Annotated in this window: 20 protein-coding genes; 10 read left to right on the top strand and 10 right to left on the bottom strand. The window is 41.6% G+C overall.

The window, feature by feature from the left end:
- The first annotated feature begins 291 nt into the window (after positions 1-291).
- Both JMW64_RS12275 and JMW64_RS12270 read left to right on the top strand, forming a co-directional pair.
- Positions 292-1,341, top strand: a complete 1,050-nt coding sequence (locus JMW64_RS12275) for a 5'-nucleotidase (protein ID WP_201554909.1) — start codon at positions 292-294, stop codon at positions 1,339-1,341.
- A gap of 40 nt (positions 1,342-1,381) precedes the next feature.
- On the top strand, positions 1,382-1,987 hold the full coding sequence (locus JMW64_RS12270; protein WP_201554908.1) for a rhomboid family intramembrane serine protease: 606 nt from the start codon (positions 1,382-1,384) through the stop codon (positions 1,985-1,987).
- A gap of 84 nt (positions 1,988-2,071) precedes the next feature.
- On the opposite strand, the gene JMW64_RS12265 is transcribed toward JMW64_RS12270, so the two are convergent.
- From JMW64_RS12265 to JMW64_RS12255, 3 genes are all read right to left on the bottom strand, one after another.
- A complete protein-coding gene (locus JMW64_RS12265; protein ID WP_201554907.1) occupies positions 2,072-2,617 on the bottom strand; it encodes a hypothetical protein in 546 nt (181 codons plus the stop codon).
- 358 nt (positions 2,618-2,975) lie between these two features.
- Positions 2,976-4,844, bottom strand: a complete 1,869-nt coding sequence (locus tag JMW64_RS12260; protein WP_201540773.1) for a sodium:solute symporter family protein — start codon at positions 4,842-4,844, stop codon at positions 2,976-2,978.
- A 4-nt stretch (positions 4,845-4,848) separates the two neighbouring features.
- Positions 4,849-5,109: a DUF4212 domain-containing protein gene (locus tag JMW64_RS12255; protein ID WP_045448034.1), complete on the bottom strand. Its 261-nt coding sequence runs from the start codon at positions 5,107-5,109 to the stop codon at positions 4,849-4,851.
- 1,110 nt (positions 5,110-6,219) lie between these two features.
- Between JMW64_RS12255 and JMW64_RS12250 the strand changes: the two genes are divergently transcribed.
- Positions 6,220-7,716, top strand: coding sequence for an alanine/glycine:cation symporter family protein (locus JMW64_RS12250; RefSeq protein WP_060491926.1), 1,497 nt, complete (start codon positions 6,220-6,222; stop codon positions 7,714-7,716).
- Positions 7,717-7,829: 113 nt separating this feature from the next.
- Here JMW64_RS12250 and JMW64_RS12245 read toward each other — a convergent pair whose 3' ends face one another.
- Positions 7,830-9,467: an electron transfer flavoprotein-ubiquinone oxidoreductase gene (locus JMW64_RS12245; protein WP_201555150.1), complete on the bottom strand. Its 1,638-nt coding sequence runs from the start codon at positions 9,465-9,467 to the stop codon at positions 7,830-7,832.
- Positions 9,468-10,080: 613 nt separating this feature from the next.
- Between JMW64_RS12245 and JMW64_RS12240 the strand changes: the two genes are divergently transcribed.
- From JMW64_RS12240 to JMW64_RS12225, 4 genes are all read left to right on the top strand, one after another.
- Positions 10,081-10,776, top strand: coding sequence for a DUF1285 domain-containing protein (locus JMW64_RS12240; RefSeq protein ID WP_201554905.1), 696 nt, complete (start codon positions 10,081-10,083; stop codon positions 10,774-10,776).
- A gap of 246 nt (positions 10,777-11,022) precedes the next feature.
- Entirely contained in the window at positions 11,023-12,030 is a 1,008-nt protein-coding gene (murI, locus tag JMW64_RS12235) for a glutamate racemase (protein WP_201554904.1), read from the top strand.
- A 165-nt stretch (positions 12,031-12,195) separates the two neighbouring features.
- Positions 12,196-13,194 (top strand): DUF4062 domain-containing protein, encoded by a 999-nt coding sequence (locus tag JMW64_RS12230; protein ID WP_227694213.1) that lies wholly within the window; start codon positions 12,196-12,198, stop codon positions 13,192-13,194.
- Positions 13,195-13,471: 277 nt separating this feature from the next.
- Complete coding sequence (locus JMW64_RS12225) at positions 13,472-13,771, top strand: hypothetical protein (RefSeq protein WP_045455583.1); 300 nt, start codon at positions 13,472-13,474, stop codon at positions 13,769-13,771.
- Positions 13,772-13,889: 118 nt separating this feature from the next.
- Here the strand turns inward: JMW64_RS12225 and JMW64_RS12220 are convergent, their stop codons facing one another.
- From JMW64_RS12220 to msrA, 4 genes are all read right to left on the bottom strand, one after another.
- Entirely contained in the window at positions 13,890-15,371 is a 1,482-nt protein-coding gene (locus JMW64_RS12220; protein ID WP_201554902.1) for a lytic murein transglycosylase, read from the bottom strand.
- Between the two features lie 230 nt (positions 15,372-15,601).
- Positions 15,602-16,315, bottom strand: coding sequence for a DUF1499 domain-containing protein (locus tag JMW64_RS12215; RefSeq protein ID WP_201554901.1), 714 nt, complete (start codon positions 16,313-16,315; stop codon positions 15,602-15,604).
- An 81-nt stretch (positions 16,316-16,396) separates the two neighbouring features.
- Positions 16,397-17,050, bottom strand: coding sequence for a thiopurine S-methyltransferase (gene tmpT, locus JMW64_RS12210; protein WP_201554900.1), 654 nt, complete (start codon positions 17,048-17,050; stop codon positions 16,397-16,399).
- A gap of 172 nt (positions 17,051-17,222) precedes the next feature.
- Complete coding sequence (gene msrA / locus JMW64_RS12205; protein ID WP_201554899.1) at positions 17,223-17,744, bottom strand: peptide-methionine (S)-S-oxide reductase MsrA; 522 nt, start codon at positions 17,742-17,744, stop codon at positions 17,223-17,225.
- 203 nt (positions 17,745-17,947) lie between these two features.
- Here msrA and cmoA point away from each other — a divergent pair, with 203 nt between their 5' ends.
- On the top strand, positions 17,948-18,748 hold the full coding sequence (cmoA, locus tag JMW64_RS12200) for a carboxy-S-adenosyl-L-methionine synthase CmoA (RefSeq protein WP_201554897.1): 801 nt from the start codon (positions 17,948-17,950) through the stop codon (positions 18,746-18,748).
- Positions 18,749-18,835: 87 nt separating this feature from the next.
- Here cmoA and JMW64_RS12195 read toward each other — a convergent pair whose 3' ends face one another.
- The gene (locus tag JMW64_RS12195) at positions 18,836-19,582 is read right to left on the bottom strand and encodes a reverse transcriptase domain-containing protein (protein WP_227694259.1); all 747 of its coding nucleotides are present in this window, start codon (positions 19,580-19,582) and stop codon (positions 18,836-18,838) included.
- Positions 19,583-19,760: 178 nt separating this feature from the next.
- Entirely contained in the window at positions 19,761-20,081 is a 321-nt protein-coding gene (locus JMW64_RS12190; protein ID WP_201554893.1) for a helix-turn-helix transcriptional regulator, read from the bottom strand.
- Positions 20,082-20,795: 714 nt separating this feature from the next.
- On the opposite strand from JMW64_RS12190, the gene cmoB reads away from it, so the two are divergent.
- Together cmoB and JMW64_RS12180 are read left to right on the top strand one after the other, a co-directional pair.
- Positions 20,796-21,857, top strand: coding sequence for a tRNA 5-methoxyuridine(34)/uridine 5-oxyacetic acid(34) synthase CmoB (cmoB, locus tag JMW64_RS12185; RefSeq protein ID WP_201554891.1), 1,062 nt, complete (start codon positions 20,796-20,798; stop codon positions 21,855-21,857).
- Positions 21,858-21,894: 37 nt separating this feature from the next.
- The gene (locus JMW64_RS12180; RefSeq protein ID WP_201554889.1) at positions 21,895-23,028 is read left to right on the top strand and encodes a DUF1176 domain-containing protein; all 1,134 of its coding nucleotides are present in this window, start codon (positions 21,895-21,897) and stop codon (positions 23,026-23,028) included.
- Positions 23,029-23,044: the final 16 nt, after the last annotated feature.

The following is a 23,044-nucleotide window of genomic DNA, read 5'->3' as shown; positions in this document are numbered from 1 at the left end:
TAGCTTCGTCGTTCATTTGTATTGTTCATTAATAGAGTCATATTGTTTTTATAGCAATATGGCTTTTTTATGATAAAAGAAAAAGTTGACGTGATAACTCTATGGTTAAATTATTTCACATAAAGTCACATTATGAGACACTTTCTGAGCGGTCATTTTGATTACTTAAAAGGTGGTTTTTATATTAAATGACATTATACGTGGATAACTTTTCTTATCATTCTAAGGGCTTGTGAATGTAGTAAACTGGTTGGCATTTCCGAATAGATAACTTTATAAGTAGAGAAAATCATGGCAGTCGATTTTAGTAATACGCTCATCGTCGCGATTTCTGCAACGGCACTTTTTGATTTAACAGAATCAGAAAATTATTTGCTAGAGCTGCTAGAGCAGAGACCTGTAAGCGCCATAAAAGAGTTTAGAGACTATATGACCAAGCGTGAAAACGATGCTCTCAGTATTGGTGCTGGTTATCCATTAATTAAAGCTCTATTAAATCTGAATAATTATTGCAATGATGGCATGCAAGATTTAGAGGTTGAGACACCTTTGGTGGAAGTGGTCATTGTTTCAAAGAGTAGTCCAGATACGGGCATTCAAGTCCTCAATGCAATTCTTGAACATGAGCTGACTATCTCACGCTCGGCATTTATTTCAGGCAGTCCTGTGGCTCCTTATATTAAAGACTTCAATGTCGATCTATTTTTGACGACCAATCGCGAAGATGCCCAGCAAGTGGCTGATGCCAATATCTGCGCTTGTGCGATACTCGATGCAACCCCCGTCAATACCTATGAGTTAGATACCGATCAGTTGCGTATTGCTTTTGATGGTGATGCGGTGCTGTTTGATGATTCAGGTGAACTGCTGTACAAGCAAAAAGGACTGCGTGCTTTTCACGATCGCGAAATACAGATGCGTGATTTACCCATTGAAAAAGGCCCTTATGCTGAATTGTTGATTAAACTATCAAATTTACAGGAACGTCTACCCGCTGGTCTCAAGTATTCTCCCATAAAGATTGCATTGGTGACAGCTCGCAACGCACCCGCTGATCTGCGTGCGATTAAGACATTGCGAGAGTGGGGCGTCAATGTTGATATGGCGTTTTTCTTAGGAGGTTTAGAAAAAACAGCTGTACTTAGAACGTTTGCACCTCATATCTTTTTTGATGATTCTATCAAACATATCGATGCCGCTCGTCGTTTTGTGCCCACCGCTTTAGTGCCTTATCACTCGACGTCGTTATTACATAGTGACAGTGATTTGATGACTGACAAAGAGGCTGCATTGTTAGATTTTACACCTGTAACATGCTCCACTACTACGCTGAGTCATTAAAATATCGCTAAAAAGATGGATTAAAAGAATAGGGCATTATATGAATTGGCAGCAACTGCTTAGCTTGATTATGATACGAATAAAGCAGGTTATAGGCTTATATGCTTTTGTATTAATACCGATGTGGGGCATGTTTTTTTTAAATGAAGTGGCATTATTTGGCATGTGGAATATATTTGGGATTGTGCCTCGTGCCTTAGATGTGGGCAGCATGATTGGAGTATTTGCATCATGGACGATGCATGGCAATTTTTCACATTTGCTTGGTAACACTTTGACGTTGTTACAAATTTTATTTTTGTTTGGATTGTTTGAGAAGAATGCTTATCGAACAGTGATTAAGCTCATTATCGCATCTGGATTGGTCACTTGGATTATTGGCTCGCCATTGTCAATTCATGTTGGCGCATCAGGGCTATGCTTCGCGATGCTCGGCTATATGATAGGCGGTGCTGTATTTGCGCGGCGTTGGGGTTATTTGATTGCTTGTATTATCATGGGTACTGGCTATTGGTTGACTATTAAGCAAGGATTGATGCCGCAACAAGGTATCTCGTTTGCGGCGCACTTCGGTGGTCTATGCGCTGGATTGCTGTTAGGCGCTAATTCTAAGCATACTTATACGGCAACTTCTCAGCGCAAATGAATACACGATTATAATATAAGCCGTCTTAAATCCCTTAATAATCAGCTATTTTAGCAGGGTTGTATTTGCATATTTATGAGGAGGTTAGCTTTTACCAGTACAAATACTAATGAACAACGGGTCATCTGTTGCCAACTCTCGCCATGCTGTTGTTTGCTTGACATGTTCATCAATCGTTAGCTTACTGTCTTTTTCGGGTATGACATAATCGGCACGCGCAGGAATACGACAGTCTATAACTTGTGGTACTTTCTGCACGCTTCTGCGTCTTTCAAACAGATATAAATTAACCAAATATACATCTGGATTGTCTACCTGCACGCTAGCGTTGGCGGTATCGGCAGCGATAAAACGTAATATTTGCGGTTTGATATAAGACCATGGGCGAAACCACTCGGTGCTTTTTGCTACTTTGACGACTTGCACGCCTGCTGGTAACTTGCTCACTTGCTGACCATACCAGTTATACTCTTGGTGTATTTGAAAGGCAAACATACCAATCGCAGCAAACAAAGGAATAAGCCACTTTGGTGCGCGTTTGCCAGCCAGTTTAATGAGGTGAGTTATAATGAGTGCCAGACCAGCCATGCCAAATGCGGCAGCGATGGTAGCGATAAACTCAAAAAGCATAAAATCTTCCTTAATGCGTTAAGCACTTTTAATTGAGCGCTTTTAACTAGGGCGTGTTCTCATTTTAAAAATGGTAATAAAAATGAGATAAATTGCCGTCAAACAAGGAAAGTAGCGCAAATAATATCGAGATATTGATAAGCTATTGACGATGTTTGGCAAAATTTAGCCATTTTTAGCCCATTTAGAGGGTAATCGATTTAATTGAGAACACGCCCTAAGCATAGTTAATAAAGTATATTCAATAAAGCAAAAATCTAACATTTTTTATAATAAGTAAGAGATAAAAAATCACTCACAAGCAGCTACTGCCTGTGAGTGATATATAGTAACTGAAGATATATTCTCATTTATATACTTAGTGGTCGACTGCACCGCCTGCGCCACGTGGAGAGCGGACACTTTCAACCAACTCTTGAATGTGTAATGGTGGCGGAGCAGTAGCATAAGAGACAGCAAACGCTACGATAAAGTTAAGCAATGCCCCAATCGCACCAAATGATAGTGGTGAGATACCAAACAACCAATACTCTGCCGTATCAGGGAAGTTCGCTGTACCGCTAATGAAGAACCAACCTTTAAAGACAAAGATATAAACAAGGATACTAATCAGACCTGTTAGCATACCAGCGATGGCACCAACATTATTGATCCGTTTAGAGAAAATACCCATCATCAGTGCAGGGAAGAGCGATGCACCAGCGATACCGAATGCTAATGCGACTACCTGTGCGGCAAACCCTGGTGGATTTATTCCTAACCAAGTAGCAACTACAATCGCAACACCCATCGTAATACGCGCAACTCTCAATTCGCCTTTATCAGTAATGTTTGGATTAAGGTTTCGTTTAATCAAGTCATGACTGATCGCTGACGAAATAGCGAGTAGTAGGCCTGCTGCTGTTGAGAGCGCTGCTGCCAAACCACCTGCGGCAATAAGACCAATAACCCATGGTGGAAGATTCGCAATTTCTGGGTTAGCTAATACTAAGATATCGGCATTGACATCCAGCTCATTACCCTTCCAGCCTGCTGCGGTGAAGCGTCCATCAAGTTCTAAATCCTGTGCGACACGTGCAGTCTCTACGGCTGCAGTGGCAGCGGCTACATCGCCACCATCCGCTTGTGCAGCACTCAAGGCAAGCTCAGCGGCACCAAGACCACTGTCGTTGTACATTTGGATACGACCATCATTATTAAGATCATTATATTTAATAAGACCGGTATCTTCCCATGTCTTCATCCAGTCTGGACGTTGATCATAGTTTATAGGTGCTTCTGCTACCCCTTGTGGATAAATCGTATCAATCAGGTTTAAACGTGCCATTGCACCTACGGCAGGAGCAGTGAAGTATAGTAGCGAGATAAATACCAATGTCCAACCAGCTGTCCAACGCGCATCAGCGACTTTAGGTACGGTGAAGAAGCGGATGATAACGTGTGGTAGACCTGCTGTACCGATCATGAGTGATAAGGTAAATAGCACCATGTTTAGTTTGTTAGGAACGTCAGCGGTATAAGCCGTGAAACCCAAATCAGTAACCACCTGATCTAGCTTGGTCAAGATAGGAACGCCTGCTTCCACATGGTTTGAAAACAAGCCCAAACCTGGAATTGGATTGCCTGTTAACTCAAGTGAGATGAAAACAGCAGGAATGGTATATGCAATCATTAGAACCACATACTGCGCTACCTGCGTATAAGTAATTCCTTTCATACCACCAAGTACAGCATAGAAGAAGACAACAACCGCAGCAATCAGTAGACCAGTAGTGTTTTCAACTTCCAAGAAGCGTGAGAAGGCAACACCAGCACCCGTCATCTGACCGATAACGTATGTGGTCGACGCGATAATCAAACAAACTACGGCAATCATTGCTGCCGTTTTTGAATAAAAACGGTCACCGATGAAGTCAGGTACCGTAAACTTACCAAATTTACGTAAATAAGGCGCTAGGAGCATTGCCAGTAGTACATAACCACCTGTCCAACCCATCAAATAAGTTGATGCGCCATAACCGCCAGCGGCAAGAATACCTGCCATCGAAATAAATGACGCAGCACTCATCCAGTCAGCAGCCGTTGCCATACCGTTGACGACAGGGTGAACCCCGCCGCCTGCTACGTAGAATTCACTCGTTGTGCCAGCACGTGCCCAAATTGCAATACCGAAGTATAGAGCGAAAGATAGACCTACAAAAATAATATTAATCGTAAATTGACTCATGGGGCTATTCCTCGTCTACGCCGTATTGTTTATCTAACTTATTCATACGCCAAGCGTAGAAGAAAATTAAAACGATAAATACCCCAATGGATCCTTGCTGAGCAAACCAAAAGCCCAAGTCGGTACCACCGATTTTAATACCTGCTAAGAGAGGACGTAACAAAATCCCAAACCCGTATGAGCATAGCGCCCAAATAAATAGGCTACCTAAAATGAGACGGACATTGGCACGCCAATAACCGGATGGATCGTTGTGGTTTTCCATAGGACAACTCCTTTTGCCTAACATAAAAACAAGATTACTGATTTGAGCCTGACAAGTTATTTTGCTTTAGCATGTATCACATGATGGAAGACAGTTCGATACGTTGTCTATAAACGAATCCTAAAATCAGTTTATAGGCTGATAAAGCAGAATGACCAACCAGTAGTAAGTAACCCAATATTATCGAAAAAAAAGCAGATTTCTATTAATCAAAGCACTACGAAAAATACTTTTCTGTGGTTCGATTTTGCTAAAAATTTACATTGTAAAATATGGCTGTGGGTCGACTATAACCTAAACATCTAACAAGACTTATGGGCTATAGAATGACTGGATTTATAGTATATAGAGATGAGGATTTATGGAGGAGGGTCGTTATTGATTGACAGTCCTCTGTCTTATTATGCTCATCATCCCTGATGATATTGTCTTAATATTTCAACTTGTTATTCATGCCAATAAGTATTGCAAGAAATATTTATGAACTTATTGGGAATATATACAATATTGACTTAATTAACAATAAATAAATTTTATTTACTTTATGTAACTAAATGTTTGCTTTATGGAAACCATGGTCAACTTATGTTAGAGAGACCAGCTAAAAAAACGGCCGTTGCTCAGGAGCTGTGCTAAAACCCTATTTATATTAAGGATTTAGTTTTATAGAGGTATTAGAGCATTATTAGCAATAAAAGTCATCCATTCTATAAATATAGCCCATACTTTGCTCAATAAATATTATGACAGTGACTATTTTTTTTGGAATGATGTTTATATGAATACGTTTTAAAATCTATCTGTTGTACCTAGTCTCAAAAGTTTTCTTCAATATTTCATATAAAAAATATTTTTTTGATCTTTATCTAAATACTTTGCAAAAGTTCGTAATTATTTAATTTTATAATAGAGGTTTGAAATAGTTAAATAATCTTTAGTCAGTTAAAATGTAGCGACAGGATGTTAGTGATTTACTTTGCCAGTATATTGATCAGGTATTTACTGTTTCATGAGTAGGCAGAGGGATTAGTAAGCATTTTTAAATATCATTAATCACATCAATCCATAAAATATACTAGCAGTATAAAATGTAAGTGAGAGGATAGCAGTATGGGTGAAGGGATAGCAGGTTGGTTTAATAGCATCGTCAATTATGGTGTCAGTATTATTTGGGGCAACAATGATTGGTTGATTGCAAGTAACCCTTGGTATGGATTACTGATGTTCGTACTGATTGGTGCAGGTTTGTATTTTACCATTGCCACACGTTTTATTCAGTTTCGCCACTTTGGGCATATGTGGCAGCTATTGCGCGTGTCCAATCAAGGGCGTAAAGATGGCGGTATCAGCTCATTTGAGGCGCTGATGACCTCATTGGCAGCGCGGGTCGGTACGGGTAACTTGGCAGGGGTTGCAATCGCGATTTACCTTGGCGGTCCGGGTGCCGTGTTTTGGATGTGGATGACTGCGATCGTCGGTATGTCGACCAGTTTTATCGAATCAACATTAGCACAAGCCTATAAAGTGCCGCACAATGACAATGTTTACCGCGGTGGACCGGCTTATTATATCGAAAAAGGTCTCGGTCAGCGCTGGCTAGCGATATTTTTCTCATTATGCTTATTAGTAGCGTTCGGTTTAGCCTTTAATGGCGTGCAGTCAAATACCATCGCACAAGCGACCAATGAAGCATTTGGTGTTCCAACGTGGATGACAGGTTTGGTATTGGTCGTATTAGTTGCGCCAGTGGTATTCGGTGGTTTGCGCTCGGTTGCTCGTATTGCGGGTAAAATCGTACCCGTTATGGCGATTCTCTATATCTTATTGGCCTTGTTCATTATCGTGACGAATTTTAGTCAATTCCCAGCGGCGATTGTGTTAATTGTTAAATCAGCATTTGGTTTTGAGCAAGCAGCAGGCGGGGTGATTGGTTATGGTATTGCTCAGGCAATGATTAACGGTATCAAGCGTGGTCTGTTTTCAAACGAAGCGGGTATGGGTTCAGCGCCTAATGCAGCGGCAACGGCGAAGAGTCATCCCGATCATCCAGCGGTGCAAGGATTTATGCAAATGCTGGGTGTGTTTATGGATACGCTTGTCATTTGTACGGCAACGGCGTCGATTATTATTTTGTCCGGTGTGGTCGATCCTAGTGTTGAGCAAGAAGGTATTCAGCTGACTCAGTTGGCACTCTCACAGTATGTGGGTGATATGGGTGTTATCTTCGTTGCGATTGCTATTTTCTTCTTCTCTTTCACCTCTATCATTGCCAATTATAGCTATGGTGAGTCAAATCTTGAATTCATCTCTGGTGCCAAAAATGCCAAAGTCATGATCATGATATTCCGCTTTATGGTACTTGGCATGGTATTTGTGGGTGCTATTGCGAGTCTTCCTGCCATATGGAACTTCGCTGACTTATCAATGGGTCTAATGGCACTTGTTAACCTAGTGGCTATTTTAATCTTGTCACCCGTAGCGCTGCGCATATTGCGTGATTACGAGCGTCAGATTAAAGAAGGTAAAACTGGCGATCAAATCAAGTTTAATCCTGATGACTTTGTGAAGCTGAAAAACGAAGCCAATCGTGATGCATGGACAGATTAATCTCACCTGATTAAAGATACACTTGTTTCATGTTTCGAAGTTAAAAAAACCGCCCTTATGAATTCATAAGGGCGGTTTTTAGTATCAGCGATTAATTCTAATATTGTTTATATTTACATATTAGGGTAGTTAGGGCCACCGCCACCTTCTGGCGTTACCCAAGTGATATTCTGTGAAGGATCTTTGATATCACAAGTTTTACAATGCACACAGTTTTGCGCATTGATCACAAACTTAGCTCCTTCCGCATCTTTTACTATTTCATATACACCAGCTGGGCAGTATAAACGAGCAGGCTCAGCATATAGCGGTAAGTTAATTGAAACAGGTACCGTTGGATCAGTCAGTTTCAAATGTACCGGCTGGTCTTCTGCATGATTAGTATTAGAGATAAATACCGATGACAGCTTGTCAAATACCAGTTTGCCATCAGGCTTGAGATAGGTTGGCTGAAAAGCATGATTGGCACGCTCTAACTGATCATAATCTGGCAGGCTGTCATGTAAGGTAAGCGGCATTTTACCTTTTAATAAGTTGTGCTCGATAAAGGTAAAAGCACCGCCCATAAACAGACCCATGCGATGTATTGCAGGCGAAAAGTTGCGTGACTCATAGTTGTCTTGATACAACCATGACTCTTTATACATGGTGGTATAAGCAATCACTTCATCATGCTGACGATCGGCCTGTAGTGCCTCAAAGATGGCTTCGGCGGCTAGCATGCCTGACTTCATCGATGTGTGTGTGCCTTTGATTTTAGCAGGGTTCAAGAATCCAGCATCATCACCGACCAATACACCACCTGGGAAAGTGAATTTCGGTAGAGAGTTTAAGCCACCTTTGGTCAAAGCACGTGCGCCATAAGAGATACGCTTGCCGCCTTCCAATACGTTTTTGATGACAGGATGGGTCTTTAGGCGCTGCATCTCATCGAATGGCGACATATATGGGTTGTGGTAAGACAAGTCAGCGACAAGACCAAAGCTTACTTGGTTGTTTTCATCGAAGTATAACCACCAGCCACCAGTAGAGCCTGTTTCGGTCAATGGCCAGCCAAGACCGTGCATGACCACGCCTTGCTCGTGTTTCTCAGGGGCTACGTCCCACAGCTCTTTTAGACCGATACCATAATGCTGAGGATCTGAGTCTTTATCAAGATCAAAACGGCTGATTAAGCGCTTACCTAAATGACCACGGCTGCCTTCGGCAAAAATAGTGTATTTAGCAAGTAACTCATAACCTGGCTCAAAGCTAGGCTTGGCTTCGCCATTGGCAGCCACACCCATATCGCCCGTCAAGACACCGCGTACAGAACCGTCGTCGTTATATAAAATATCATCTGCAGGGAATCCTGGGAACATCATGACTTCAAGCTCTTCAGCTTGTACCGCCAACCAGCGCACCACATTGCCCAATGAGACAATATAGTTGCCATTGTTGTGCATCGGTCCTGGAATCAACGAGTCAGGTACTTTAGTAGAGCGTGTGGCTGAGTTTAGATAATAAAAGCGATCTTCGGTCGCTGGCACATTAAGCGGCGCGCCTTTTTCTTTCCAATCTGGTATCAGCTCGTTCAAAGCGCGTGGTTCGATGACAGCACCTGATAAAGTATGCGCACCAAACTCAGAACCTTTTTCGACCACACAAACCATAAACTCATCATTACCAGCAGCGATAGCGAGCTGACGCAGGCGGATAGCAGCAGATAGCCCAGCAGGTCCACCACCAACGATGATAACGTCAAATTCCATGGACTCACGTTCAATCTCAGGCTCTGCCGCGACAGCTTCTACTACTGGCTCTGGCGCTTTGTCGATAGCGACTGTTTCAGCTGGCACTTCTTGGGTCACAACGGCTGACTCTGCTTTATCTAGATTTGCCGTCTCTGTCGCTACTGATGGGTCAGTATTCACAGTGTCACTATCAATGACTGGCTTTTGATTGTCTTGCTCTTGCATACCTACTCCTAAACTTTTAGTGGCTTATCTCAGGGCATCATTAGCTTAACAATTGAATAATAGACTTGCGGCGCTAACATTACTCAGACATATGGCTGCCCGATAAAAACTGTTTTTGCGACATCAATTGACCATGTTACTGTTGAGATCCAGGTATTTAAGGATATCAACACATCACGTAAAATGTGTCATTAACACAACACCCACTTGACCATTTCAATAAAAAATCGTTACTCATTATAAAAGAAAAGTCCTACAAACACGATACGCATTTATGAGTATCGATGTTAAGGTAAGATTGAACTAATGAGGGTGCTAAGATGATATGTTTTCATCATACCCGAAACTAAAATTTATAGTAATAATAGATTTGCCAAACTTTGAATGCTAAGTAAAGGATTATAAGATGAATAACAATAATGAAGACATAATTCAAAACGATGAATCGGCAGCTAAACCGCCAAAAGACGTGCCATCTGAGCTAAGTAATATGGATTCGCTCAGTCAGTATCTAAAGTCTACCGTAGGCAAACGTGAAGGACGGGCCATCCCACCATTGGATAAATGGCACCCAAAAGATGTGGCCGATATGGATCTGGTCATAAAGGCAAATGGCGAGTGGTGGCATGAAGGCGGGCAAATGACCAGAGAGTCATTGGTGAGCTTATTTGCGACTATTTTATGGAAAGAAGACAATAATGGCATCATTGAATATTTTTTGAAGACGCCAGTACAGAAAATCCGTATCCAAGTTGAAGACGCCCCTTTATTAGTCAATGACGTCGGTATCGTCAACGAAGGCAATAACCGTTGGCTAGAATTTACCACGACGACTGGCGATGTGGTGCGTTTAGATGATGAGCACACCATCACATTAAAGGCGTATAATCCTACAGACAATGATACGATTGATCAGCAGGCAGCAATGGATATGCAGGTACGTCCTTATATGCCCGTTAGAAATGGTTTGGACGCACTTATTGGGCGTAATACTTTCTATCACTTGACCGAAATTGGCGAATTGACAGAGCAAAATGGTGAGACGATACTGACATTACAAAGTGGCGGAAAATCCTATGAGCTGTCGATGCCAGCCAGTTAACGTAAGGACTTAAAGCTATGTATCCGTCAAATGATTTACTGCTTAGATATAGTCAATCCTATATAAATCAGATACGGAGTCAGACTCGCTTAGTCTACTATTTGTAGTACTTTCGCTTGCCCTCCTTGTATCCAAATTATATTGAACCGACTATAGCGATAAATCACCAGATAATTACTGTAGTATGCCAAACAGCAAACAGCATAAAGATGACAATATGTATATAAAAATGGCAGTAGAGTAGTGATGGATATTACTGCAAGTAATAGCTTAAATAGGGTGAAAATGCGCTCAGATAGCTTTGATGGTAAACATGTTGAGCATGTCGAGAGTGCAACTAATGCTAAAGCTGACATTCATAAAACGAATATTGGCACAGTTATAAATAATAAAAAGCGCAATGCGCCAATCGGATTGTTTGACTCTGGTGTCGGTGGACTGTCAGTTTATCTACATTTGGCACAGCAGTTGCCTGCTGAGCGTTATGTCTATTATGCAGACACCTTAAATGTGCCTTATGGTAATCGTGATAGCGCCGATATTGAAGCGTTGACTTTAACAGCCGTTGATTGGTTGTATGAGCAGGGCTGCAAGCTCATTGTTATTGCTTGTAATAGCGCCTCAGCTTATGCTTTGGAAACAGCCAGACGGCGTTATCCGCAGCTGCCTATCGTCGGATTAGTCCCGGCGCTAAAGCCCGCCATATCGGCGAGCAAAACTGGTCGCGTGGTCGTTTTAGCGACTAAAGCTACCTTGAATGGCACATTGCTTAATGAGGTCATCGATCACTTTGCTAAACCCAACAATACGGTAGTGACCAAATATTTTGATCCGCAATTGGTACCTTGGGTAGAGGCGGGAATGCCAGAGCAGGACGATACTGCTTTAAGATTACGCCAGCAGCTCACATTATTTGCTCATGATGGCGTTGATCAATTGGTACTAGGCTGTACGCACTATCCATTTTTCAAAACGTTTTTGTTAGATGAGATTGCTCAGCAGCAATTGGCGATGCAGGTCGTTGATTCTGGACAAGCCATTGCTGAGCGAGTTAAGCAGCTATTGGCTGCAAACCAGCTGTCTGCATTGGTTGACAATATATCAGATGATCATTGCTTAGAAACAACTAACAAAACAAAAGTTGTCATTCGACCGCCATTGATTTTTTATGCGACTAAGTTCGATGATAAACTGGGTACTTTAATAGCGCGTTTGCTTGGTAAAGACGCCATCTTGCAATACTATTCTGAATAGGCGCAGCTAAAGGTGTTTATATCAAACCCATAACCATAATATTGATATATTAAAAATAAATTGAGCTTATTTTTATAAGATTATGCTAGGCTGTGCAACACAAGATATTTGTGCTCTATTTTATATCATATTATTCTATGTCATGACCTAAGCTTAGAGGTGATTGTGCCAAACCGTCGCTATCATATTCACATCATATGCGCTGACAATGATCAATTGTTGGTCTTGGACAGCTTGGCGATATTTTTTCAGTCGCGGGCTTTCTTGACCTATGATGTGTCGAGCCAATTGCCAAAAGCATCGCTATATGGTCGACAATGTATCGACTCCTGCGATTATGCACTGATGCTCATTGGAGACAGTTATGGCACCGTGCAAAGGAATGGCGTTAGCCAAATGCATTTGAGCTATTTGAATGCCAAAGCCAAGCTCAAACCGTTACTCATCTTAATCAAAAATCATCATCCAGATGCGAGTATCAGTCGTCAACTGCAAGAATTTATTAAGTCGGTAACTCGGCAGGACAATACGATATATTATTATGATACAGAAACGGATATTGAGCCATTACTTGTACAAGCTTACTATAACGCAGTGACCAATCATCAGGTCGTTGGTGGATGGCTGAGAGCTAATGAGGAAATGATTAAATTTAGCAAGCAAACCGTGGCGGAACGGTTTGCAGATCTATTGTCTACTGACAAAACGCTAAAGGAAAATAGCCCACCTGCTGATGAATTCGTCTCTGATGATGTGAGTAAGCCAATTGTATTGTTAGAAGCTTTTGATATTCAATATAGCGCTCAAGCTTATGCAGGTGGCAACCTGACCGATGTTACCAGACCCTTGACCTTGACATGGCAAGAGATATTGATCGCCTTGATGAAAATACCAGCGACCTTTTCGAGCTATGGCTTGCAAAATGCTGTGAATCGCTTGATAGCGTCAAAAGCTGAGCAAGACATCAAAAAAGAGATGCCGAATGTCCATGCCGTCTCGCGCTGCCAAATTTCTCAAGATGATTTGAACCAGCTACAACGTCAGCTAGTGGGTGCAAACTGGATACAGCTCACAACCTATGGCACTCGCGTCTCGCAAGAACTTTGGAAGTTGACCTTTCATGCAAAAAATCTATTGAACGAAGTCCATCATAACTCCCAATGATTCGTATTCTGCACTAATAATATTCCTGCCTTCCTCATTTCAAAATAGTCAGTAGCCTATCTGCTGTAAAGAGCACACGTGTGGCTGTGACTACGTTTTGTAATACAAAGCATACGCGTCAACGGTTGTGAATCCATTTAAGACTGGTAATATTAAGACTAATCAGAGATTGATAATAAATACATTATTTATATTAAAATTACTGACGTATATATTGTATACATACAAATCGAATGTATATAAATCGCATAATAATACTGACTAAGGAGAGCACCTGATGAGTAACGCTAAAAACGATGCATTAAAAAAAGAGCTTGATGGCTTAGAAGAATCTATGCATGCTGCCGAGCAGTTTCATACACTAGAAGAGCAAGTAGCGGACATGAAACGTCGCGGTATCGACCCTAGCCAAGCTTACAAAGACTTGGACAGAAAAGAAGAAGATGCTGATTGGGGCGATGCTACTTGGAAAGAAAACGGCAAGTGGGAACCAAAAACACCTGCTGATCTAGATGAAAAAGCACGTGAGAACTGGGATGGTGACAATGGTAAACCGAACCCACCACCGATCGTTTAACTTTAATTAAAAAAAGTAGTTATATATAAAATTCGTTTAGAAAATTCATGTTATAAAAAAGCCACGCTATTATTAACGTGGCTTTTTATTTTAGTAATAATTAACAGACATTAACTAATTAAGAACCTTCGTCAACACGAACGAGCTTTACCACACCGTCGCTACCAGTGACACGGCGATAGCGTGTGTTACCAGAGGTAGGTGATTGTGCAGAAGGCTGCGTTGAGTAAGTATTAGGAGTACTCGTTTGCTGCTGAATCAACTGTCCCATGCGATCAGCAGAGGCAAGGTTTAAAGGCTGGCTATTCGACGGCTGTCTGTATTGATTGCCGTATTGCGTACTTTTCGGGGCTGTGTTTCCAGCATCTCCAATGATGGCGCGGTAGAATTTTTGTCCTGCGCGGCCATCCGCTGGCAAGATACCACGACTAGATTGGTATTGCTGAATCGCGATACGGGTGTTATCGCCAATAATGCCATCAACACCACCAATATCGTAACCCGCGTTCAATAACGCCTGCTGGATATCTTTGGCTTGCTGGCGACTGATACCAGGGTCATCGGTAGGCCATGCTGTGACAAAGTCAGTTTTGCTGCTGTCCTCTTTGGTGATTAAGTCTGATAAATGGGCGATTGCCAACGCATAATTTTCTGACGCATTATAAGAGTAAAACGTATCAAAGTTTTTACCAACTAAGAAAGCAGGACCATCTTTGCCAGCGGGTAATAATAACCCAGCGCTACTCAAATCGTTTGGCAATGGACTGCCATTGGCGAGCGTGATACCTTGATTGCGCCAGTGGCTGATAGACTTCTTGTTTTTACGGTCAGACGCTGCCCAAAATCCACTGGGCAGCTTGACTTCGTAACCCCAAGGCTCGCCCGTGCGATAGCCGCGCTTATCTAAGAAGTTTGCGGTAGAGGCTAGCGCGTCAGGCACACTATTGACCAAATCACGGCGACCATCGCCATCAAAATCAACTGCCAACTCTAAAAAGGTACTTGGCATAAATTGCGTTTGCCCAAAAGCGCCTGCCCATGAGCCGGTCATATCACTTGGCGCGATATCACCGTTTTGGACGATTTTTAGTGCATTGGCATATTCGCCTTGGAAGTAGCTCTGACGGCGATCAAAACAAGACAGCGTCGCCAAAGACTCAAACAAAGGTTTTTTGCCTAATGTCTGCCCAAAGTTTGACTCAACACCCCATACACCTAGTACGTGCTCGGCTTTGACGCCATAGCGTGATTCAATTTGACGTAGCGTATCCGCCCATTGACGCTTGGCGCGGATGCCATCTTCTACACGCTCTTTATCGACCAGCGAAGATAAATAATCCCAAACGTCTTTTTGAAATTCTGGCTGATAATTCAATGACTGAATCACGCTAGGATCAGGCTGGCTAGGGCGATAGTTATTAAAAGTAGAGCCATCAACCCCTCGAAATTTGCTAGAGTTTTTTAGACCGTCTAAGCATTGTTGAAACTCGGCATTAGATAAGTTTGGTGCTGGTGGTTTGGCTGCTTGAGCAGTGCTAGCAAAACTCAGCCCAACAGCAAGGCTGAGTAACGATAAAGTAGAAACTGGAGTCAAACGCATGAAAATATCCTATAAACGTTGAAATAGTTATTAAAAGAGAAAGCAAAGCGGATTGGTGCAGTATGGACTTAGAGTAACCAATCTCATGGGTAAAGAAAAGGTATCGAAGTAAGCTGTTACTATAAATTGACGGTGGCGTGACGTTAGGAGAGGGTTTAGGGTAGATAGGCTAAAATGGATAAAGTGCTAAAAAAATCCAATTAATCATTTCTACTTCATTCAAAACCCAACTAATCCCCCAAAACCCCATCCAACTCATTAATAAAGTCATGAATACGCGCCGCATTTTTGCCCAAATCGCTCCCACCAACCCGTGACTTGCTACGAATATCTACTAGACGTTCACTACTGTTATCCGTGATACGCACGACGACATCATCTTTAAAACCGAACCAAGCAGTCGTATCTGTCGCTTCGATGACACCTTTGTCAGCATCGATATTGACAAGCTCCCAACCTAAATTATCGATGGCTTGTTTGGTTGCCCCAACCAACTCAGATTTTGACTGGCTATAGCGTAATGTTTGTAATTCAGGGTAGGCGGCGCGCTGCTGCGTTGCAGTCTCTACACCTGCATACTCAACTGGGTTTGGTGCATCAGCGCGCAGTGGGGCAATGGCCACAAATTTAGGTGGATTCACTAGGTCGGTTGAAATATCGTGAATGGGCGGTACGTTTTTGGCGGTATTCATCATGCTTAGTGGAATAGCAATGGCAATGATAGCAAGCGCTGCTGATGTTAATACGCTACCAAGGCTAGCCGTGTCTCGTTTAAATAAAAGCTGTATGCCTAATAGTACTAATGCTGCGATACCAGCAAATACACCAAACTTAAACCCTGAAAACGCAATCGCTAAATCGACTAAGCCAAACTTGTACAGCGGACCTGCGAGTGTGACTAGCAAAATAGAGATTAAACTTATCAGCCCAACTAATATTTTCATTCAATTTCTCCATCATGATTTAGTACTGATTAATCGCTGCGCAAACGGCTTTATTAACCACTCATTTCATTTATTAACCACTCACTTTAATAGCCAAACATGCTCAGAGGCTGTTAGCTCAGGTGCCGATCCTATAGAAGTAGGTTCACTCGTCAGTTCGCTTATATGATAGTTATCGCCATAATATTGCTGTATTTGCTCGCTACTGATAGAAAACGGCGGTCCCGCTTTTTTGCTTTGGTCATAAGTGAGAGTGATGATAAATTGTGGTGCATGACCACTTATTTTACGTATATACTCGCTATACTTCGTACGCATATCAGCCGGTAGCGCAATCAATGCGGCTTTATCATACACCGCCTTTACAGATCCGATATCCTCAGATAACAGTGCAAAAATATCAGCAACCCATAAGGTAATGGTTTGTCCTGACAACTGACCTTGATAGTATTTAATCGCTGAATTGTCTACATGTTGGTGCACAGTAGGGAAGATATTTTGCTCAGTAAAGAATGCTTGTATCGCTGTTTCCACCAATTCAACGCCTACGACGTCGTAGCCTTGCGCTGCCAGCCAAGCCATATCAATCGATTTACCGCAAAGAGGGACAAAGACACGGCTACCAGCTGGCAGGTTTAACTGCTTAAAGTAATTTATTAATAATGGATTCACCGCAGACTGATTAAAGCCAATGCGTTTCTCTTGCCAGCGGCTGTGCCAAAATTCAGCGTTCATACCTTCGCCTTTATTCGTTGAGGGTTATATTTGAGTTGTTTCTATCATAACTGTTTGAGTGAGAATGCTAAAGATGTTAAAAAGCCAAACGCTCGTACAATAAGCGTTTGGCTATAATAAAATGCTGAAATATTTTTTTATTCTAAATAAAAAAATATCTTCATTTTGTGGTTTAGCTCACCATATATTGACTAAACTCTTTACGCAATTTGGCAAGCTTTGGCGGTATGGCAAAGTTGCAATACCCTTGTCCTGGATTCTTATTAAAGAAATCCTGATGGGTCTCTTCTGCTTGATAAAACTCAACAGCTGGATGTACTTCGGTGACCACATTGACGCCCATATCGCGCAGTTTGTTGATAGTGCGGTCAATCGTTGGTTTCTGATTTTCTTCGGTATAAAAAACCACGCTGCGGTACTGGCTGCCGACGTCATTGCCTTGACGATCCATTGTGGTGGGATCATGGGTGGCAAAGAAAACATCAAGTATCACTTCTAACGGAACGATAGAGTCATCGAACTCGACCTTGATGACTTCAACGTGCCCTGTATTTCCACTACAGACCGCTTCGTAATTGGCAGAAACAGCGTCACCGCCTATGTAGCCTGAAACGACAGATTGCACGCCTTTTACGGATAAAAATACCGATTCGGTGCACCAAAAACAGCCACCGCCCAAAATAATGGTTTGCATAATTTTTCCTATTTTTATAAATATAAAATATGAGCCAAGTGTTTTTTACTTAGCAATACGTATTTAGCTTAGCAGGGCATCTGACCGCGATAAGTAACAAACAGTAATGTTATAATGGGCTTTTGCTACGTCGTGCCGCTTTCAGCTAATAATGACAAGCAAGACCATTAATTATCTCCTAATTTAAGTTCTATTATCACAAAATGAGTCGCACCATGAGTCAATCTAAGCCTGCTATTATTAAACACGACACCCTATTTGACAAACCGTTTACCACGCCACTCGATAAAGCGGCGCGCTTCTCCTTTGATGAGCAAGTGGTGGCTTGTTTCCCTGATATGATTCGCCGCAGTGTGCCCGGTTATGGTCAGGTGCTAGCGATGTTGCCCATATTTGCCCGACGCCACTGTAAGTATCATCAACAGAGCGATAGTGGTCAGCGCGTCAGTCGAGTGTATGATTTGGGCTGTTCACTTGGCGCAGCAAGCATGACGTTGGCGGGTGAGTTTGAGCCGCAAGATTTGCAGATTAAAGCGATTGATATCTCACCAGCGATGACGACCGAAGCGACCACGCTACTGAGTGAAAACTATCCTGAGCATGACATCGAAGTGATTACCGCTGATATTCGCGATGTCGAGCTTGAACCGTGCGATATGGTGATTTTGAACTTAACGCTACAGTTTTTACCCGCCGCCGATAGAGTCGCAGTCTTAGAGAAGATTTATGCAGCGTTAAGTGAAGGCGGGATACTGGTATTAACTGAAAAAACCCATGCTTTTGATGAACAATATGATGCGTGGTTGGTCGAGCGTTATTATGATTTTAAACGCGCCAATGGTTATAGCGAGATGGAAATCAGCGGCAAGCGTAATGCACTAGAAAACGTCCTTATCACTGATACATTAGATGAGCATCATGCACGGTTAGATCAAGTTGGCTTTAAGCGCCATCTCACATGGTTTCAGTTTTTGAACTTTGTGTCTATTGTGGCGTTTAAGTAGGATTGATGAAGTTGTGTTGCTTTTGTAGATGAAGTCTATGTGGTGTGATCTCTAATCTAACTAAAGAAAATTTTCATTTGGAGAAACTTACGACTGAACACTTACAATGTTTCTTAGTTTTTCTTCCATCTCCAAAGAATGTGAAGGAACAAGTGAACCTAAAGATCGTAGGTACGTATTTTTACCTCTTAAACTATTATATTCTTTGAGCAATAACTTGTTATCTAAGTTTTGAATGTCACCACTTAGAAATTCGTTTTTTTTCCTCAACTTATACATAAATTTATTAACACTATTAACTTTACCATTCGAAACGGCAAGCCCAGTAATTATTGGTGTATCGTTGTAAGTGTATCGTTTTGTTTTATTACTTTTGATTAAATAGCCGTACTTTTCAACAATCTTCTTCATAGTATTAAAGAGGCTTTTATCAACGTGTTTACCTGATAAAGTAATATCATCAACATAAAGGGTAAAATTAGTGTTGTTAGCTTTAGCTAATATAGACATCTCTTCGAACATGTCTATATTAGCTAAAAAGCTTAAGTAAAAACTAACAGCACTACCTGTTGGAAGAGCGCTTTCTACGCTGCAAAGCTCAGATAGAATATAAGCAACATCTGGAGAACATTTCATCTTATTTCGAAAGAAAATCTTGACAGTATTGGATGTTATACTTGAAAAGAAAGAGCTAATATCAAATGTTATTACTTGGCGAGAGTCACTATGAAACGAAGCATTCGTAATGTAAGAGCTTTTCTTTTTAGAATGTAAGTATTCGGGTGTCTCTATTCGAGCGAGTAAACTACCGATCACATGGTGAATCTCGTACATTTTACTGATGGGATGTCGAATTAGTCGATTTTCTATAAGAAAACAGTCGTAGTGTTTGGAGAGGTTTTCCGAATCAATTAATTCTTGGATTTCGTTTTTAGATACGTTTAGTAATCTACATAGTTCTTTTTGGCTCGAAAGCTTGTAAAGAGGACTCTGATTGAGGTTATAACATTTATTATAAGTTTTTAGCTTCCTTTTCTTGTTGGTCTGCATTTTTATTGCTCCACTCTAAAATTTTCAGAACTAAAGATGCTGATTTAATTCGGAATGATTTAGAGGTCGTTGTATCTTGTTCTAATTTTTCCGAAAAAAACAACAAAGAAGAAACAGGAATATCAAAAACTTCTGAATAATTTTTTAATAGTTCTAAATTGGGTGCTTTTTTACTATTTTCGATTTCAGATAAGTAGGATTTCGAAATCTGTAGTTTATCAGCGAGTTCATTCTGTTTCATCTTATGAAAAAGACGTATTTGTTTGAGTGCCACGTTAATCATTTTTTTATTCCTAAGTTGTTAGGATGACGCTCAAGAACCTCCGTCAATCCACCTTAGAATGTTGTATATTAAGTTAAATAGAGATACAAGAAACTTAATTAAATTCCATAATGGTTTCTTCAGAGTCTTGAGCGTTCGCCGAATATTGTTAAGAATTTTCATATTTAATCTCCTAATACTATTGGCAAGAAATTTAATAGCGATGCCAATAGTTCATCAAATTAGAAGAAAGACGTGTATTCGACGATTAGTCCTAAAACCCGTATCTTGTATCATCACAAGATACGGCTTACCGCTCTTAGTATAAATGCTCATTTTGCATTTGTGCTCAAGAGCCCGATAAGTGGGTAGGAAGAGAAGTCTTCCCGCAAGTATCAAAGATACTTAGATATTCATGATGAGATTTCGTCTATGAATCTTAACAGAATAAATTCTAACATAAAAAGTTCACTATTTGCGAACTTTTTATTTTGATATCGTTTGGACTAACTTAAAAAATGCAAATTTTAAAATATTTATTCATATACTTATTTATATCTCAAGAACAACGCGCTTTTACCAAGGGACGAGGCGCGAGCATAATTATTAAAGAGCGCTGACCTGTGCTACGCATATTTTCCCACTTTTAAAGCACTCCTATATCGAGGATCATCTTTTTTTGAATCTTTTCATTATTATCCATTTAAATAACAATCAATACGGTAACCTGCTTTTATGCTTAACGACACTATTACTCACGCCGAACGCGAATTGTACTTAACCTTGTTGGAGTTAGCCCAGCAGCAGCCAAGTGCTTATGAATGGCTTACGCGCTTGCCAACATGGTTAAATGATATCAAGGACAAAGCCAACTACGCGCATGCACCTGCTTATCAAGCCTCGGTAGCACGCTTGCCAGAATTGACGGCCAATAATGTCGATCTGAACAGTGATGTTCTAACGATTGAGGCAAATCTTAGTGAGTCTCAGCGTAAACAAACAATGGCATTATTAAAGCAGCTGATGCCGTGGCGCAAAGGGCCTTTTCAAATTGGTGGTCAGCTCGAAAATCAAATTGATAGTGGTCAGAATGAAGACCAACAAGCCGCGCCAATATTGATTGATACCGAATGGCACAGTGATTGGAAGTGGCAACGGGTCACACCGCATTTGGGTAATTTAAAAGGTCGTCGCGTATTGGATGTGGGCGGTGGCTCTGGCTATCACGGCTGGCGTATGGCTGGCGCTGGCGCGGATACGGTCATTATCATTGATCCGTCTTGCTTGTTTTATCATCAGTTTATGGCGATTCGTCATTTTGTCGGGGCTGCTGATAGCTATAAAACGCATTATATCCCCGTACCACTTGAAGCATTGCCCGAGCACAGTCAGCTGTTTGATACTGTATTTAGCATGGGGGTGCTCTATCATCGCCAATCGCCGTTTGAGCATTTACAACAGCTTAAAGGGCAGTTGGTCAAAGGCGGTGAATTGGTGCTTGAAACCTTGGTTATCGAAGGTGATGCCAATACTGTACTGGTGCCACATGACCGCTATGCCCAGATGAATAATGTATATTTTTTACCATCAGTCGCCGCATTAATTGGCTGGCTAGAAAAAGCAGGCTTCTCAGACGTACGTTGCGTGGATGTAGCAGTGACCTCGACGGAAGAGCAGCGTAAAACGGAATGGATGACTTATCATTCGCTGGCCGACTTCTTAGATCCTAATGATTGCAGCAAAACGCTTGAAGGCTATCCTGCGCCGATGCGTGCGACTTTGATTGCAAAAAAGTAGCGCGTGCGTACTGTATCACTCATAAGGAATATGGACAGTGAAAAAAATAACGATTTTGCTCAGCGCTATGATGGGCTTGCTGCCATTGACGTCCATATCAGCTCATGCTGCCTATGGTACGCCATTTGAAGGGTGGGGCTTTGTGCAGGATGATTGGCAAGTGGTTTGTGATAATACATTGACCTGTCGCGCAGCAGGTTATGCAGATGAGAGTGTGTTCGATATGCCAGCTTCTATTTTATTAACTGTCATACCCAAAAAAGCCTTGCCGATTGCCCAAATCCAGTTTTTATCAGAAACCTCAGACAAAACCTACCATAGTGCTGAACTGTGGTTAAATGGCAAAAACCAAGGCATGCTACAACCAGATGCTGATGGTTCTGCGTACGATTTAACCGCCAAGCAAACGCAACACCTTATTAACCATGCGCGTCAAAATACTAGGATAGAGATAAGAGTAGGTAGTGATCGCTGGACAATTAGTGACAAAGGTATGGGTGCGGTATTGCTCAAACTTGATGAGGTGCAAGGCAGAGTGGGCACGCCAATAGCATTGGTGAGTAAAAACCACACAAGTAAGCAAACACCGAAATCCGCTAAGCCAAAGCCAATCATCAAAAAGGCATTCTTGTATTCAGAAAAAGACAATAAGACACTATCTGCATCAAAACAGGCGTACTTTCAGGTCAATATAAATAAGTGGATCGATATTGATGACGAGCAGTTAATGGGCTCTGAAGATGATATGGGAGACTGTGAGCTGATTAATCCAAAAACCGAAGTGTATCAACGAATGCAAGAGTATGGTGTTGATAGACTGGATTGGACGTTTACACCCGTAGATGCCACCCATACGCTTGCTAGCCACCTGTGCTGGCAAGGCGCATATAATGAAAGTTCGGGTTATTGGCTTATTAATCATGACAAACCAAGCAAGCCAAAACTGATCACTACGGCAGGCAATGACTATTCTGATGGCGAGATTTGGGCCACCCATAAAGATCGAGGCTTGGGTGACTGCTGGAATCGTTTGGTTTGGGTTTGGAATGGTCAAACATTTGCCAAATCAGAAGATTCCAGCTCAGGAATGTGCCGCGGTTTTGCCGGTGGTGCGTGGGATTTACCAACTTACGTGAGTGAAGTCGTAAAAAATGATAGCAAGGCTCAGTGAGTGATATTCTGATAGG

The sequence above is a fragment of the Psychrobacter immobilis genome (genome assembly GCF_904846065.1).
In the GTDB taxonomy this organism is placed as follows: domain Bacteria; phylum Pseudomonadota; class Gammaproteobacteria; order Pseudomonadales; family Moraxellaceae; genus Psychrobacter; species Psychrobacter immobilis_H.
Note: the sequence above shows the minus strand (reverse complement) of the source record. Positions and strands in the feature narration are given on the sequence as shown.